The following is a 15,805-nucleotide window of genomic DNA, read 5'->3' on the forward strand; positions in this document are numbered from 1 at the left end:
AAAAACAACATTGAAGGTTACGTCAGATGGATAACTCCTCCTCCCTGCCTGCTGGGGCGGCCGCCGCGCCCGCAGCGGCAAAGACCACCTCCAGCCGTCTCAAGTCGATCTTCAGCGGATCGGTCGGCAACATGGTCGAGTGGTACGACTGGTACGTCTACGCCGCATTCTCCCTGTACTTCTCCAAGGCCTTCTTCCCGGCCGGCGACACCACTGCACAACTGCTCAACACTGCCGCGATCTTCGCCGTGGGCTTCCTGATGCGTCCGATCGGCGGCTGGCTGATGGGCCTCTATGCCGACCGCAAGGGCCGCAAGGCCGCGCTGATGGCCTCGGTCCTGCTGATGTGCTTCGGCTCGCTGGTCATCGCCCTGACCCCGAGCTACGAGACCATCGGCGTCGCCGCGCCGATCCTGCTGGTCATCGCCCGCCTGATGCAGGGCCTGTCGGTGGGTGGCGAATACGGCACCTCGGCCACCTACCTCAGCGAGATGGCGACCAAGGAACGTCGCGGGTTCTTCTCCAGCTTCCAGTACGTGACCCTGATCTCCGGCCAGCTCATCGCCCTCGCCGTGCTGATCATCCTGCAGCGGAACCTGTCCCCCGAACAGCTCTACGACTGGGGCTGGCGCGTACCCTTCGTGATCGGCGCACTGTGTGCGGTGGTCGCCCTGTACCTGCGCCGCGGCATGGAAGAAACCGCCTCCTTCACCCAGAAGGAAAAGCCGAAAGCCAAAGAGAGCACGATGCGCACCCTGCTGCGCCACCCCAAGGAACTCGCCACCGTGGTCGGCCTGACCATGGGCGGCACCCTGGCCTTCTACACCTACACCACCTACATGCAGAAATACCTGGTCAACACGGTGGGCATGGAAATCGTTGACTCGACCATGATCTCGGCAGGCACGCTGTTCCTGTTCATGTGCCTGCAGCCGGTGATCGGCGGCCTCTCCGACAAGATCGGCCGGCGCCCGATCCTGATCGCCTTCGGTGTTCTGGGCACCATCTTCACCGTACCGATCCTGACCACCCTGCACACCATCGACAGCTTCTGGGGTGCGTTCTTCCTGATCATGGGGGCGCTGATCATCGTCAGCGGCTACACCTCGATCAACGCCGTGGTCAAAGCCGAACTCTTCCCCACCGAAATCCGCGCCCTGGGCGTCGGCCTGCCATACGCCCTGACCGTCTCGATCTTCGGCGGCACCGCCGAATACGTCGCCCTGAAGTTCAAGGACATGGGCATGGAAACCGGCTACTACTGGTACGTCACCGCCTGTATCGCCTGCTCGCTGCTGGTCTACGTGTTCATGAAGGACACTCAGAAGCACTCGCGGATCGTCACCGACTGATAGCGCAACGCATCAGACCGTGAAAAGACAAAGCCCCCGGCCGAAAGACCGGGGGCTTTTGTTTGCGCGAAACGAAACTGCAAGCGCTACAAGCGTCAGGTGAGTTCGCCCACCCGCACCTGCTGCTCCCGCCGATTGAAGTGATAAGCCATCAGAACGAACCCCAGCAAGATCGCGCCCAGCACCGCCGATGAGCCCACGGTGCCAAAGTCCAGGCCGCCCTTTTCATGAGGCTTGGTCAGGAAATCCCCCAGTGTCGCACCGAACGGGCGGGTCAGAACGAAGGCGATCCAGAACAGCAGCACGCCGGAAATCCGCGTCCAGTAACGCGCCACCACCACCAGGCCGATAGCCGCGCCAATCAGCAGGGCACCACCGGCGAAGCCCAGGCCCGAATCGTCGGCCAGGTAGTCGCCCAGCGCGGTGCCCAGGGTGTTGGAGAACAGGATCGCCACCCAATAGAACAACTCGGTACGACGCGTGCTGATGGCGTTGACGTTGAGCGGGTCGCCGCTCAGGCGCCAGAGGGCGAAGGTCAACGCCAGGATCGCAATCAGGACCGCCGAGCCGGTGGCGTAGCCGAGGCCCAGGGTGCGGTCCATGAAGTCCGACATGGTGGTACCGGCAGTGCTGGTAGACAGGATCACCAGCCAGTACAGCACCGGGTGATAACGCCGGGAAAACAACTGAGTCACCAGCGTGACCAGGAACAGACTGATCAGGATGACCGAGCTCAGCGCATAACCGACACCGAGGGTCATGGACAGCAGGTCGCCCGCTGTCTCGCCGAGGGTGGTGGCGCAGATCTTCATGATCCAGAACGCCAGGGTGATCTGGGGGAGTTTGTTCATCGGTTCGAGGCTCCGGAGGGCAAGTGCGGCAGAGACTGCTCAAACGGCGATGAAAAAGAGGTCGGCGCAAAATGAAAAAAGCGTTCAGCGTCTGTACAGCCTCGTTAATCGCGACATAACCCGGCGAGCACAGGCTATGGGTAACGGATAGCCACGCGGCACAAAAGCCCTGACGCAGAGCGGTCCGTGATGTGGAAATGGGTTGGCTGCGGGCTATCAAATCGAATAAATCGATTTTTATAGCCTGATTTTTGCGCTTTTTAATCAAATTAATCGGCGTAGCATCAAACCCATAGAAACAAGCAACCCCTCACTACCCCGGAGCAACGACCATGAAAAGCAAACTGATCCTGACCCTGGCCTTCTCGGTTCTGACTGCCAACGCTTTCGCCGCCGACGGCTTTGATCGCACCCACAGCAACAGCTTCGCCCAGCCCCAGGCGCAGTCGGCCGCAGTCGCCGCTGACGGTTACGATCACACCGGCAGTGCCAAATTCGCCGAAGACGGCTACGACCGCACCGGCGGCGCCAAATTCGCCGAAGACGGCTACGACCGCACCGGCGGCGCCAAATTCGCCGAAGACGGCTACGACCGCACCGGCGGCGCCAAATTCGCAGAAGACGGTTACGACCGCACTGCCGGTGCCAAATTCGCCGAAGACGGTTACGACCGCACTGGCGGTGCCAAATTCGCCGAAGACGGTTACGACCGCACTGGCGGTGCCAAATTCGCCGAAGACGGTTACGACCGCACTGGCGGTGCCAAATTCGCCGAAGACGGCTATGACCGTACCCAAGGCCATCGCTTCAGCTAATGGCTGAAGCCTTCTCCTCACAGCCCGGCTTCGGCCGGGCTTAATCGTTTTCAGGGACCGCGGCAATTGGCACACTGGGAGCCTTTCTTCCGTGTATCCGCCCACAAGGCCCGACCGATGTACTACTACGAACCCGCAAAAGGCCACGGCCTGCCCCACGATCCTTTCAATGCCATCGTCGGCCCGCGCCCGATCGGCTGGATCTCGACCCAGGACCCTCAAGGCCGCCTGAACCTGGCGCCCTACAGCTTCTTCAACGCCTTCAACTACATCCCGCCGATCATCGGTTTCTGCAGCGTCGGGCGCAAAGACAGCCTGAACAATATCGAGCAGACCGGCGAATTCGCCTGGAACCTCGCCACCCGCCCCTTGGCCGAGGCGATGAACCAGAGCTGCGCGGCAGTACCACCGGAGGTCGACGAATTTGCCCTGAGCCAACTGACCCCGGCCGCCTCACGGGTAATTGCCGTGCCGCGGGTGCAGGAAAGCCCGGTGTCGTTCGAATGCAAGGTCAGCCAGATCGTGCAACTGCAGCGGGCCGACCAGGCTCTGGTGCCGAGCTGGCTGATTCTTGGAGAAGTGGTGGCGGTGCATATCGCCGAGCATCTGCTGAAGGACGGCATCTACGACACCGCCGCCGCCGAACCCATCCTGCGTGGCGGTGGCCCGGCGGATTATTTCGAGCTGGGCAACCTGTTCCAGATGCGCCGCCCGCAGCTCTGAACCACGCTTACCAGACCAGTTCGGCGTCAGCGTTGACGCCGCTCAGGCGCTCAAGCTCCGCGCAGGCTGCTTCGTCGGCGGCCAGGGCGGTCTTGAAGGTCTGCTCTGGCAGCACTTTGTGAAAGCGCGGAGCGCCCGTGGCACCCAGGCCCTTCACAGCAATGGCAGCACTGTAACCGCCCTCGCCGGGCACCACCGCCGATACCGCCTCAAAACCCACGAATACTCTGCGTGCCATGACCGTTACATCCACACCGTTGCGAAAGAGGCGGCCATTCTAACCCGCGTTCGGCTCGCTGAAGGTGTGCAGATCAAGGCTGGCCAGCACCCGCGCCTGCACCAGTTCGCCGAACAATTGCAGATCCGGCGAGTTGAAGTAGCCACTCATGGCCGCCTGATCGCACCACTGGCTGCTGAGCAGCCACAGGTCGGCGTCACAGGTGGAGCGTTGCAGGCTGAACCCCAGGCAGCCCGGGGTTCGCCGGCTGGGTTCGAGCAACTGCCGGAGCCGTTCGCCCAGCTCGGCGGAACGTCCCGCGCTGGCGCGCACGAAGGACAGATGGCTGACCGGTTGAGATGACGTCATGTGCGATGCTCCTGTAGACGGCCAGAGGGAAACTGCCAGGCTGCCAAGGCTACTGCTCCGGCCGCGACGGCGTTAGGCGAATGCTGTCGGCAAATTGCCTGATCCTGCACGACCACCCGTTTACCCTCACGCATCACCCGAGTGCACACGGGCTTGGTCGCGAGCCCATCAGGCAAAGGCAAACGCTTCATTTTGGTGACAATACCGGCCATCCGGCAGGATCGGGCAAGAAGACGACAGCTTTCGGCTAGCGGACGTACTTGCACAAACCTATGCTGCATCCGTCCGCCGAGGAAATCCGACCATGTCATCCCCCACACCGCTCGATCCCGCTCTCGAATCCCTGCGCCAGGCCCTGGCCGACCTGGTCTGCAAGCACGCCGGCACGGACGCCCTGCAATCATCGGCAATCAATGGCCTGTTTCTCGTGCGTCACGAGGAAAACATCCGTTCGATGCCCACCCTCGCGCAACCGGCCCTGTGCATCCTCGCCCAGGGCAGCAAGGCGGTGCATCTGGGCGATGAGCGCTATGTCTATGACCCGCTGCACTACATGGTGGTGTCGGTGGCGATGCCGATCAGCGGCGTCTACCTCGATGCCAGCCCGGAAAGCCCGAGCCTGGGGATTCGCCTGGATATCGATCCGGCGGAAATCAACAACCTGATCGGCGGTGCCGGCCCCATGGGCGTGCCCGCCGCCTCGGGGCGTGGCCTGTACGTGGAGCGTCTGGACCTGGCGTTGCTGGATGCGCTGCTGCGCCTGATTCGCCTGCTGGAGACACCGAAGGACATCCCGGTGCTGGCACCGCTGATCCGCCGGGAGATTCTCTACCGCCTGCTACGCGGGCAACAGGGGCACCGCTTGTACGAAATCGCCATGTCCAACAGCCAGACCCATCGGGTCTGCCAGGCGATCCAGTGGCTCAACGATCATTACGACAAGCCGCTGCGCATCGAGGATCTGGCGCGGGAAGTGAACCTCAGCGTCTCGGCCCTGCACCACCGCTTCAAGGCGGTGACGTCCATGAGCCCGCTGCAGTACCAGAAGCAGTTACGCCTGCAGGAAGCCCGTCGGCTGATGTTCAACGACGGGCTGGAGGCGGCGGTGGCGGGCTATCGGGTGGGTTATGAAAGCCCGTCGCAATTCAGCCGGGAATACAGCCGGCTGTACGGCGCGCCGCCGCTGCGGGATATGGCACGGTTGCGCAGCGCGCTGTAACTGCGCGCGCTGCCAGCGGAATCAGCCCAGCACCGTCTCCGTCCACTGCCGCTGATCGATCTCGATCACCGTCGGCCCCTTGCGCTCGCGAGCCTTGAGCAGCGCCTGGCGCAGCGGTTCCACATCGCTGACCGCTTCGGTGGCACAGCCGAAACCCTTGGCAATGGTGAGGAAGTCCGGCGTGTGGATATCCACACCCACCGGTTCGATGTCGCGGTTGACCATGTAGCGCTTGATCTCTTCGTAGCCCTGGTTGTTCCACAGCAGCACGATCAGCGGTACCTGCGCCTCCACCGCGCTGGCCAGTTCCGGCAGGGTGAACTGGATGCCGCCGTCACCGATCAGGCACACCGCCGGCAGCCGCTGTTGCGGATCCTCGGCGCTGCCCAGCCACGCACCCGTGGCCGCCGGCAAGGCATAGCCGAGGGTGCCGTAACCGGTGGAGGCGTTGAACCAGCGGCGCGGATGATCCAGGTCGAGCGTGAGGTTGCCGGTGTACACCGGCTGGGTCGAGTCGCCCACCAGTACCGCATCCGGCAGTGCGCCAAGAATGGTACGCAGGAACAGGGTCTGTGCCTGCGTCGCCGCATCCCACTGCCCCGCCAGGGTTTCACGCAGCCGCGCAGCACGGGCCGGGCCCCAGTCATTGCCACGCACGGGCGCAGGGTGTTCGGCCAGCGCCAGCAACAGTGCATCGCTGGCTTCGCGGGCGTCGGCCACCAGGGCCAGCTTCGGCGGGTAGTTGCGCACGGTCTGGTCAGGGTCGATGTCGATGCGCAGCAAGGTGCCCGGAATCTCGAAACCGCCCTTGAAGGTCACGTCGTAATCGGTCTCGGCAAGCTCAGTGCCGATGGCCAGCACCACGTCGGCCTCGCGCACCAGCTCCCGGGTCGCCACCAGCGACTGGGTCGAGCCGATCAACAGGGGGTGGCCCGACGGCAGCATGCCCTTGGCGTTGATGGTCAGCGCGGTGGGGGCCTGCAGGTATTCGGCGAGGCGGGTCAGCGAGGTGGCGGCATCGATGGCGCCGCCACCGGCGAGAATCAGCGGACGACGCGCACCGGCCAGCAATCCGGCCATCTTCGCCACGGTGGACGGCGCCGCGCCCGCACGGGCCACGCGCACCGGCTCGCTGGCGAGCAGGTGATCGGCGTCTTCGACGATCACATCCAGCGGAATCTCGATATGCACCGGGCGCGGCCGTGCACCTTCGAACACCGCGAAGGCCCGGGCCAGTACCGCAGGCAGATCGTCGGCGCTCATCAGGGTATGAGAGAACGCAGCGACGCCCGCCACCAGGTCACTCTGCGCCGGCAGCTCGTGCAGCTTGCCGCGACCGCCGCCCAGGGCATTGCGCGACTGCACGCTGGAAATCACCAGCATCGGGATCGAGTCGGCGTAGGCCTGGCCCATGGCGGTGGTGATGTTGGTCATGCCGGGGCCGGTGATGATGAAGCACACCCCCGGCTTGCCACGGGTGCGCGAGTAGCCGTCGGCCATGAAGCCGGCGCCCTGCTCGTGGCGCGGGGTGATGTGGCGGATCGTCGAGGCGGCCAGGCCACGGTAAAGCTCCACGGTATGCACGCCCGGGATGCCGAAGACATGATCCACGCCATAGTTTTCAAGGAGTTTCACCAGCACTTCGCCGCACGTCGCCATTTTCGTTCGCCTGTCGTTTGTTGTTGGAACAGGGCTCAATTGGACCGCCGGGCCGCTACCGGCACAATGCAAACTTCCTCATACTAGCCATGCGCCCAGATCATGGCTTATCTCCAATGAAACGACTTCCTCCCCTCCCCGCCCTGCACACCTTCCTGGTCACCGCCCAGTGCTGCAACTTCACCCATGCGGCGCAGCAGTTGCACCTGACCCAAGGCGCGGTGAGCCGGCAGATCGCCGGGCTGGAAGAACACCTCGGCTACCCGCTGTTCGTCCGTCAGGCCCGTGGCCTGAGCCTGACCCGCGAAGGGCAGGCGTGGCTGCCACGGGTAGAGCAGATGTTCGCCCTGGTCGAGGAAGGCATGCAGAGCATCGGCGAACCGGGGAAAACCCTGCAGCTCAAGGCGCCGAGCTGCGTGATGCGCTGGTTGCTGCCACGGCTGATGGAATGGCAGACCTTGCGCCCGGATGTCCCGGTAGAGCTGACCACCACCCTGCTGCACGGCGTGGACTTTCGTCGTGAAGGCTTCGACGCGGCGGTGGTCTATGGCGGCGAGCCCGAGGGCGTGCTGACGCTGAAGCTGTTCGATGAACAACTGACGCCCGTGTGTTCGCCGCAGGTGCTGGCGGGGAGCGTGCCGCTCAAGGAGGTAGCGGACCTGTCCCGGCACATGCTGCTGCACCCGGCGCGTGACGAGCGGGACTGGCAGACCTGGCTGGAAGCGGCAGGCGCCAACCCGCAGGTCCAGGGCAAGCGCCAACACTTCGAGACCCTGGACATGGCGATGGCCATGGCTTCGCAGGGCACCGGCGTGGCAATCGGCGACTGGGCGTTGATTGGCGAGGATCTGGCGAGTGGACGGCTGGTGACGCCGTTCGGGTTGCGGGTCGGGACAGGGAAGGCATATTACCTGGTTCGGCCGGAGAGAGCGGCGGGCCAGGGATTGCTGGAACTGTTCGAATGGCTGGGAGAACAGGCGGACAATCGCTAGCTTACTACCGATCACTTGCGACCCCGTAGGAGCGGCTTGAGCCGCGATCGGCGGCGCAGCCGTCGTAAAACCTGAATCCGCGACTCATCTGGAATACCCGGAACTCAGGTTTTATGGCCGCTGCGCGGCCAATCGCGGCTGAAGCCGCTCCTACCTGGATCTGTGCTGACGAGCGATCAGTACCCGACAGTGAAACGCTGCCGCGAATGCGCCGGCTTCTCGACCTCATCCAGCAAGGCGATGGCGTAGTCGGCAAAGGTGATCCAGCTCTTGCCATCGGCACCGATCAGCAGGTGATCCTTGCCCAGCTTGTAGCTGCCAGTGCGCGGTCCTTCAACGAACTCCGCCGACGGCGAGAGGAAGGTCCAGTCCAGATCCTGCTCCTGCTTCAGCGTCTGCAGGTACACCGCGCCAGCGTTGGCTTCTGCCTTGTAGGCTTCGGGGAAGTCCGGGCTGTCGATAACCCGCGAGTCATCCGGCAACAGCAGGCTGCCCGCACCACCGACCACCAGAACCCGCTTCACGCCGGCCTTTTTCGCCGGGCCCAGCAGCGTCTGCGCCGGGATGCCGTCGAAGCGCGCCGCGCTCAGCACCACGTCGTTGCCCGCCAGGGCTTTTTCCAGCGCCGCGGCATCCTTGATGTCCAGTGCCACCGGGGTGACCCCGGCGCGGCCTTGCAGCTTGGCCGGATCACGGGCGATGGCGGTGACGCTGTGACCACGGCGCAGGGCCTCTTCCAGCAGTTCACTGCCAGCACGGCCGGTCGCGCCGATGATTGCGATCTTGCTCATGAAAAACCTCCGATCAGGATTGAACGACTTACCACTTCATTTCGCCCTTGGCGACCTTGGCCCCCAGCTCCAGAGAGCTTTCCTCGGCCAGGTCCGGGTAACGTTTCTTCATCGCCGCGATCAGCTCGGCGGCGTTGGCGGTGCGGGCGCTTTCTTCATCGAAGGCGCGGATGTAGCTGGCAGTAAAGCGCACGGCGTCCAGGGAGCCGCTGTTCTTGCCCAGATAGTGTCCCGGCACCACGGTGACCGGCTGCAGGTCTTCGATACGTTTCAGGCCGATGAGCCAGTCGGCGTGGGATTGCGCGGTCTGGGTGTCGGTCATCCACACATGCAGCCCCTCGGTCACCAGGATGCCGCCCACCACCGCCTTGATCGACGGAATCCACACCACGCTGCGGTCCGGTTGCGGGCCATCGAGGCCGATCACCTGCAGGGCCTGGCCTTCCAGGGTCAGCCGGTCACCTTTCAAGACCTCGGGAATGATCAGCCGTTGCGGTTTGTCGGCCCCCATCTGCGGGCCCCAGTAGGCCAGCTTGGCATCCATGGTCTTCCTGATGTGCTCCACCGTCGGTGCCGTGGCGACTACGCGAGCCTTGGGGAAGGCGCTGACCAGGGTGTCGAGGCCGAAGTAGTAGTCCGGGTCACCGTGACTGATATAGATGGTGGTGAGCTGCTTGCCGCTGGCGCGGAGTTTCTCCACCACCTGCTGGGCCTGGGCCTTGCCGAACTGGGCGTCGACCAGAATGGCATCGTGCTGACCGCTGACGATCACCGAGCTGACCGGGAACAGCGCAGCGGTGCCGGGGTTGTAGACGGTCAGTTCCAGCGGCGCCGGCGCGGCAGCGGCACGGGCGACCCAAAACAGCGTGAACAGGGCCGGCAACAGACGGCGCAAGGACAGAAAACGGAGCATCGGGCAATTCCTGTGAGGGACAATGGCTCACAGCTTAGTTGCGCGATTCGACGCAAAAAATGCGATGCTTGGACATAGTTTGTTTCGGAAATCGTGCACATCATGGACCGCCTCACTGCAATGCGGGTGTTCGTCACGGTGGTGGATCTGGGCAGCCAGTCCGCCGCCGCCGACCATCTGGACATGTCGCGCCCTGTCATCTCGCGCTATCTGGCCGACCTGGAAAACTGGGTCGGCGCCCGGCTGATGCAGCGCACCACGCGCAAGCTGAGCCTGACCGCCGCTGGTAACGAGGTGCTGCCACGCTGTCGGCAGATGCTGGAGCTGGCTGGCGACCTGCAAGCGGTGGTCAGTGCTCCGGACGAAGCGCCGCGAGGCGAATTGCGCATCAGCGTAAGTACCTCGTTCGGCCAGGCACAACTGGTGGATGCGGTGACCGAGTACGTCCGGCGTTATCCGTTGGTAAAGGTCGATCTGCAGATGCTCGACCGCACCGTCAACCTGGTGGACGAGCGCATCGACCTGGCCATCCGCACCAGCAACGACATCGATCCCAACCTGATTGCCCGGCGCCTGAGTGTCTGTCATTCGGTGATCTGCGCGTCACCGGACTACCTGCGCCGCCACCCGACGCCTAGCCGGGTAGAAGACCTGAGCGGGCATAACTGTCTGACCCACTCCTATTTCGGCCGCAGCCTGTGGCATTTCGAAGTGGCGGGTGAAAGCATCGCCGTGCCGGTGCACGGCAATATCAGCGCCAACGAGGCCCTGACGCTGCAACAGGCAACCCTGGCCGGCGCCGGTATCGCCATGCTGCCGACCTACCTGGCGGCGGAAAAACTGCGCAGCGGCGAACTGATCCGCCTGCTGCCCGAAGCCAGACCCATGACCCTCGACCTCAACGCCGTGTACACCTCGCGCAAGCACATGCCGGCCACGCTGCGCAGCATGCTGGACTTCCTCGCCGAACGTTTCACCGACCACCCGGAGTGGGACCAGGCCCTGCCCTGAGCGGGCTTCGGGATGCTGGACTATCCTTGTAACAGCATGCGAGTAACCGCATGTGTTGATGCAGGAGGTCCGCATCATGGGCGTGAAAACAAGAAAATGCGCCATTGTCATGACCATCGCCGCCGTCATGGGGCTGTACGCCACGGCCGCGTGGCGGGTGGAGCAGGCACGCAATCAACCCTGGTCGGCCGCCAGTTGCAGCCTCGATCACTGCGTGCCGCATACGGCGACCTTGAGTGCCTTGAGGTAGCAGACGCTTAGCAAGCTATCGGATAGACTCGGTTACATCATTCTGGCTTCATCGCTGGCAAGTCAGCGCTGAAGCCCACTGAACCGAGCCGTCCGTGAACCAGCCGAACACCCCGCAACCCGCCATTCGTACCGTTCTGGTCGCCCTGATGCTGGCGATTTTCCTCGGCGCCCTCGACCAGACCATCATCGCCGTGTCGATGCCGGCGATTTCCGCACAGTTCAATGATGTCGGCCTGCTGGCCTGGGTGATCTCCGGCTATATGGTGGCGATGACCGTCGCCACGCCGATCTACGGCAAGCTCGGTGACCTGTATGGCCGGCGACGGATGATTCTCTCCGGCACCGCGATCTTCACCCTCGCCTCGGTGTTCTGCGCCGCCGCCCAGAACATGGAGCAACTGGTGCTGGCGCGGGTGCTGCAGGGTATCGGTGCCGGCGGCATGGTGTCGGTCAGCCAGGCGATCCTCGGCGACCTGGTGCCGCCACGGGAACGCGGGCGCTACCAGGGTTATTTCAGCAGCATGTACGCCGCCGCCAGCGTTGCCGGTCCGGTGCTGGGCGGGCTGCTGACCGAGTACCTGTCGTGGCGCTGGGTGTTCTGGCTGAACCTGCCGCTGGGCCTGACCGCCTGGTGGGTGACCCGCAACAGCCTGCGCGGCCTGGCGACGCCGCAACGCGAGGCCCGGGTGGATTATCCCGGCGCACTGCTGTTGATTCTTGGGCTCACCGCCCTGCTGCTGGCCATCACCCTGGTCGGCCAGGGCTATGCGTGGCACGGCGAGGCGGTGCTGGCCTTGTTCGCAACCGGCGTCTTCGGGCTCGTTCTGTTCGTGTTCTACGAACGCCGGGCACCGGAGCCACTGCTGCCACTGAAACTGTTCGGCAACCGGGTCGCGGTGCTGTGCTGGTGCGCCATCTTCTTCACCAGTTTCCAGTCCATTTCCCTGACCATGCTGATGCCGCTGCGTTACCAGAGCATCACCGGCGCCGGAGCGGACAGCGCCGCGCTGCATCTGTTGCCGCTGGCCATGGGATTGCCGATCGGAGCCTATTGCGCCGGCCGCCTGACCAACCTCACCGGACGTTTCAAGCCGCAGATCCTCTTCGGCAGCGTGCTGATGCCGCTGGCCATCGCCGGCATGGCCTTCAGCCCGCCCTCCTCCGGCCTGCTCAGCGGCCTGTTCATGCTCCTCACCGGGATTGCCGGCGGCGCGCAGTTCCCCACCTCGCTGGTGGCGGCGCAAAGCGCGGTGCAGCCACAGGATATCGGCGTCGCCACCAGCACCACCAACCTGTTCCGCTCCCTCGGTGGCGCGGTGGGCGTGGCGCTGATGTCGGCGCTGTTGCTGGCAATGCTGCAGGACGGTGGCTACGCCCTGGCCGGCGAAGCCTTGCTGGGCAGCCTGCGCACAGGCGAAGCGACGCTGGCGGTACAGGCGGAGCTTTCCATCACCTTCCGCAACCTGCTGCTGGGCAGCGCGGCTATCTCGCTGCTGGGCCTGGCGGCAGCGCTGGCGCTACCCAACCGTGAGTTGCGCGGGCACTGAGTCAGCGACGGCGCTGCACCCAGGCCACGGCCAGGCCGCTGAGACAGATGACGGTGATACCGACCACGCCATAGGCATCGGGGCTGTGGTCGAAGATCAGATAGCCGAACATCCCGGCGAACAGGATCTGCCCATAGCTGAACGGCGCCAGCATCGCCGGGGCGGCGTGCTTGAAGGCCTGGGTCAGGAGCATGTGGCCGAGCATCCCGCAGGTGCCGAGGCCCAGCATGAACAGCGCATGACCGAAGCTCGGCACGGTCCAGAAGAACGGCACCAGGGCGGTCATGATCAGGCTGTTGAAGATGCCGGTGAGGAAGTTGCTGGTGGTCGGGCTGTCGGTGGTGCTGAGCTTGCGAGTGAGCAACTGATAGCAGCCGAAGCAGAAGGCCGAGCCCAGCGGCAGCAGGATCGCCGGGGTGAACAGCGCACCGCCCGGACGGATCACGATCAGCACCCCGACGAAGCCGGCCAGCACCGCGATCCACTGGCCGCGACTGACCCGCTCGCCCAGCAGCGGCACCGACAGCGCGGTGACCATCAGCGGCGCGAGGAAGTTGACCGCCGTGGCTTCGGCCAACGGGATATAGCGCAGGCCCGTGGTGAACAGCAGGCTGGTGCCGATCAGGCACAAGGCCCGGGCCAGTTGCAGCAGCGGCCGGCGGGTACGCACCACCGCCGACAGCCCGGTACGGGGCACGAACACCACCAGCATCAGCAGCGTGTGCACCACATAGCGCGCCCACACCACCATCACGATCGGATAGAAACCGGACAAGTACTTGGACAACGCATCGTGACTGGCAAACAGCAGTACCGCCAGACAGATCAGGGCGATCCCCCGCAGCGGTTGATCGGCACCTTTGAAGCTGGGGGTCTGCGCGGTCATGTCCGGACTCGATGAAAAATATTTAATTAGCCAGCTAAGTATCTACGCGTTCGCCAGCGCACATAATAAGAACGCCGGGCTGATTCTTGCTCAGCCCGGTGTCGGAAACAACTCAACGCAACTGGAAATACAAAGATTCACAAATGCTCACAAAACCTCAATTGCGCAGTGCAGGGCTCAAGCGCAGCATGTCCAGCCCTGCATCGGCCCAGCGCTCGGCATCGTTCAACAGGTCGAAACTGTCCGGCAGCAGCAGCCAGCGCCGGATCAGCCCGTCGATGTAGGCGAAGATGGCCAGCGCCGCGTGCTCCGGGTTGGTATCGGCCGGCAACTGCCCGCGTTTGATGGCGTTGCCCAGCGAGCGGGTGATGCGTTCGTGGCAATCGATCACCGCGTTCTGGCGCTGGACGCGGATCTCGCACATCTCATCGGTGAATTCGCATTTGTGATGAAGGATTTCATTGATACGCCGCGTCTTCGGGTCGCTCGCCATGTGGTGCATCAACTGCACCAGCAATTGGCGCATGCAGCCGAGCGGGTCGGGCTCATCCTCGCTTTCGCTGGCCTGGGACAGCGCATCCAGCGGCTCTTGCAGGCTGTCGAGCAGGGCCTGGACCAGTTCGGCCTTGTTGTCGAAATGCCAATAGATGGCACCCCGCGTCACACCGGCCAGTTCAGCGATGTCGGCAAGGGTGGTACGCGCGATACCGCGTTTGTAAAAGGCTTTTTCCGCAGCTTCGAGGATCTGGTTACGGGTTTCCTGTGCTTCCTCTTTGGTTCGACGGACCATGGCAGTACAACCTCATCAAAAGGCCGGGCGCCTGCGTTGGGCGGCCGGTTTCAGAGCCGGTGCGACCTGGGTGGAGCCGCCTTCCGGATGTTCTATTTTCGCGCCTTGCACCATGGGGAGGACAAGGTAACGGGTGTTTACAAACAAGCATGAATGTAAGTATATTCCTTAGCATGCTACTTATCCAGCCGGAAGTGTTTTTTCCGACACCCAGTTTTCCATTACTCTTGAGCGTCTTCAGCTCTTTCTGACCCGAGGATCTTCATGCAATTCAAGCCAGCTGTTACCGCTCTGGTTTCCGCCGTCGCCCTGGCAACACTGCTCAGCGGCTGTAAAAAGGAAGAAGCGGCGCCCGTGGCGCAGATTCCTCAGGTCGGCGTCGTCACCCTCCAGGCCCAACCCTATACCCTCGTCTCCGATCTGCCAGGCCGCACCATCGCGTTCCGGGTGGCGGAGGTGCGTCCGCAGGTCAACGGCATCATCCTCAAGCGCCTGTTCAAGGAAGGCAGCGAGGTGAAGGAAGGCCAGCAGCTCTATCAGATCGACCCGTCGGTGTATGAAGCAACCCTGGCCAGCGCCAAGGCCAACCTGCAATCGACCAAGTCCCTGTCCGATCGCTACAAGCAACTGGTCAGCGAGCAGGCGGTCAGCCGCCAGGAATACGACGATGCCCAGGCCAAACGTTTGCAAGCCGAGGCCACGCTGAAGAGCGCCGAGATCGACCTGCGCTACACCAAGGTACTGGCCCCGATCAGCGGCCGCATCGGCCGTTCGGCGGTCACCGAAGGCGCACTGGTCAGCAACGGCCAGACCACCGCCATGGCGACCATCCAGCAACTGGACCCGATCTACGTCGACGTCACCCAGTCCTCGGCCGAGCTGCTGAAACTGCGTCGCGAACTGGAAACCGGCAAGCTGCAGAAGGTCGGCGACAACGCCGCCAAGGTCACCCTGAAGCTGGAAGACGGCAGCAACTACGCCCAGGAAGGTCGCCTCGAGTTCTCCGAAGTGTCGGTGGACGAAACCACCGGTTCCGTGACCCTGCGCGCCGTGTTCCCCAACCCCGAGCACAACCTGCTGCCGGGCATGTTCGTCCACGCCCGCCTCGCTGCCGGCGTCAACGAAACCGCCATTCTCGCCCCGCAACAAGGCGTGACCCGTGACCTCAAGGGCACCCCGACCGCGCTGGTGGTCAACCAGGAGAACAAGGTCGAGCTGCGCCAGCTCAAGGCCAGCCGCACCGTCGGCAACGACTGGCTGATCGAGGAAGGCCTGAATCCAGGCGACCGCCTGATCACCGAAGGCCTGCAGTACGTCAAGCCAGGCGCCGAGGTGAAGGTCAGCGAAGCGACCAACGTCAAGCCTGCCCAGCCAACCCAGGCCAGTGCCGCGACCGCAGGGGCCAAAGGGGAGTAAAC

At 63.8% G+C, this 15,805-nt stretch carries 17 protein-coding genes; 9 read left to right on the top strand and 8 right to left on the bottom strand.

Annotation, left to right across the window (positions count from 1 at the left end; genetic code table 11):
- The first annotated feature begins 26 nt into the window (after positions 1-26).
- Positions 27-1,352 carry an MFS transporter gene (locus AC05QJ_RS25950; protein WP_476744090.1) on the top strand — a complete coding sequence of 442 codons (1,326 nt, stop codon included), beginning with the start codon at positions 27-29 and terminating at the stop codon, positions 1,350-1,352.
- A 95-nt stretch (positions 1,353-1,447) separates the two neighbouring features.
- On the opposite strand, the gene AC05QJ_RS25955 is transcribed toward AC05QJ_RS25950, so the two are convergent.
- Positions 1,448-2,203: a COG4705 family protein gene (locus AC05QJ_RS25955; RefSeq protein ID WP_476744091.1), complete on the bottom strand. Its 756-nt coding sequence runs from the start codon at positions 2,201-2,203 to the stop codon at positions 1,448-1,450.
- A gap of 332 nt (positions 2,204-2,535) precedes the next feature.
- Between AC05QJ_RS25955 and AC05QJ_RS25960 the strand changes: the two genes are divergently transcribed.
- Together AC05QJ_RS25960 and AC05QJ_RS25965 are read left to right on the top strand one after the other, a co-directional pair.
- Entirely contained in the window at positions 2,536-3,018 is a 483-nt protein-coding gene (locus AC05QJ_RS25960) for a heme utilization protein (RefSeq protein WP_476744092.1), read from the top strand.
- A gap of 117 nt (positions 3,019-3,135) precedes the next feature.
- Entirely contained in the window at positions 3,136-3,741 is a 606-nt protein-coding gene (locus tag AC05QJ_RS25965) for a flavin reductase family protein (protein ID WP_476744093.1), read from the top strand.
- A gap of 7 nt (positions 3,742-3,748) precedes the next feature.
- Here the strand turns inward: AC05QJ_RS25965 and AC05QJ_RS25970 are convergent, their stop codons facing one another.
- A complete protein-coding gene (locus AC05QJ_RS25970; RefSeq protein ID WP_476744094.1) occupies positions 3,749-3,979 on the bottom strand; it encodes a hypothetical protein in 231 nt (76 codons plus the stop codon).
- 39 nt (positions 3,980-4,018) lie between these two features.
- Complete coding sequence (locus AC05QJ_RS25975) at positions 4,019-4,327, bottom strand: antibiotic biosynthesis monooxygenase family protein (protein ID WP_476744095.1); 309 nt, start codon at positions 4,325-4,327, stop codon at positions 4,019-4,021.
- A 304-nt stretch (positions 4,328-4,631) separates the two neighbouring features.
- On the opposite strand from AC05QJ_RS25975, the gene AC05QJ_RS25980 reads away from it, so the two are divergent.
- Positions 4,632-5,546 carry an AraC family transcriptional regulator gene (locus AC05QJ_RS25980; protein ID WP_476744096.1) on the top strand — a complete coding sequence of 305 codons (915 nt, stop codon included), beginning with the start codon at positions 4,632-4,634 and terminating at the stop codon, positions 5,544-5,546.
- Positions 5,547-5,567: 21 nt separating this feature from the next.
- Here AC05QJ_RS25980 and AC05QJ_RS25985 read toward each other — a convergent pair whose 3' ends face one another.
- A complete protein-coding gene (locus AC05QJ_RS25985) occupies positions 5,568-7,205 on the bottom strand; it encodes a 5-guanidino-2-oxopentanoate decarboxylase (protein WP_476744097.1) in 1,638 nt (545 codons plus the stop codon).
- A 116-nt stretch (positions 7,206-7,321) separates the two neighbouring features.
- Between AC05QJ_RS25985 and AC05QJ_RS25990 the strand changes: the two genes are divergently transcribed.
- Positions 7,322-8,197 (top strand): LysR substrate-binding domain-containing protein, encoded by an 876-nt coding sequence (locus tag AC05QJ_RS25990; RefSeq protein ID WP_476744098.1) that lies wholly within the window; start codon positions 7,322-7,324, stop codon positions 8,195-8,197.
- A 176-nt stretch (positions 8,198-8,373) separates the two neighbouring features.
- Here AC05QJ_RS25990 and AC05QJ_RS25995 read toward each other — a convergent pair whose 3' ends face one another.
- Both AC05QJ_RS25995 and AC05QJ_RS26000 read right to left on the bottom strand, forming a co-directional pair.
- Positions 8,374-8,988, bottom strand: coding sequence for an NAD(P)-dependent oxidoreductase (locus AC05QJ_RS25995; protein ID WP_476744099.1), 615 nt, complete (start codon positions 8,986-8,988; stop codon positions 8,374-8,376).
- 28 nt (positions 8,989-9,016) lie between these two features.
- On the bottom strand, positions 9,017-9,901 hold the full coding sequence (locus tag AC05QJ_RS26000; protein WP_476744100.1) for an MBL fold metallo-hydrolase: 885 nt from the start codon (positions 9,899-9,901) through the stop codon (positions 9,017-9,019).
- Between the two features lie 102 nt (positions 9,902-10,003).
- On the opposite strand from AC05QJ_RS26000, the gene AC05QJ_RS26005 reads away from it, so the two are divergent.
- The 3 genes from AC05QJ_RS26005 to AC05QJ_RS26015 all read left to right on the top strand — a co-directional run bounded on the left by AC05QJ_RS26005 (position 10,004) and on the right by AC05QJ_RS26015 (position 12,711).
- Complete coding sequence (locus tag AC05QJ_RS26005) at positions 10,004-10,912, top strand: LysR family transcriptional regulator (RefSeq protein WP_476744101.1); 909 nt, start codon at positions 10,004-10,006, stop codon at positions 10,910-10,912.
- Positions 10,913-10,988: 76 nt separating this feature from the next.
- Positions 10,989-11,162, top strand: a complete 174-nt coding sequence (locus AC05QJ_RS26010) for a hypothetical protein (RefSeq protein WP_476744102.1) — start codon at positions 10,989-10,991, stop codon at positions 11,160-11,162.
- A gap of 148 nt (positions 11,163-11,310) precedes the next feature.
- On the top strand, positions 11,311-12,711 hold the full coding sequence (locus AC05QJ_RS26015; RefSeq protein ID WP_476748009.1) for an MDR family MFS transporter: 1,401 nt from the start codon (positions 11,311-11,313) through the stop codon (positions 12,709-12,711).
- 1 nt (position 12,712) lies between these two features.
- Here AC05QJ_RS26015 and AC05QJ_RS26020 read toward each other — a convergent pair whose 3' ends face one another.
- Together AC05QJ_RS26020 and AC05QJ_RS26025 are read right to left on the bottom strand one after the other, a co-directional pair.
- Complete coding sequence (locus tag AC05QJ_RS26020; RefSeq protein WP_476744103.1) at positions 12,713-13,597, bottom strand: DMT family transporter; 885 nt, start codon at positions 13,595-13,597, stop codon at positions 12,713-12,715.
- A 157-nt stretch (positions 13,598-13,754) separates the two neighbouring features.
- The gene (locus tag AC05QJ_RS26025; protein ID WP_476744104.1) at positions 13,755-14,387 is read right to left on the bottom strand and encodes a TetR family transcriptional regulator; all 633 of its coding nucleotides are present in this window, start codon (positions 14,385-14,387) and stop codon (positions 13,755-13,757) included.
- 264 nt (positions 14,388-14,651) lie between these two features.
- Here AC05QJ_RS26025 and AC05QJ_RS26030 point away from each other — a divergent pair, with 264 nt between their 5' ends.
- Entirely contained in the window at positions 14,652-15,803 is a 1,152-nt protein-coding gene (locus AC05QJ_RS26030) for an efflux RND transporter periplasmic adaptor subunit (RefSeq protein ID WP_476744105.1), read from the top strand.
- Positions 15,804-15,805: the final 2 nt, after the last annotated feature.

The sequence above is a fragment of the Pseudomonas sp. TUM25319 genome (genome assembly GCF_056388475.1).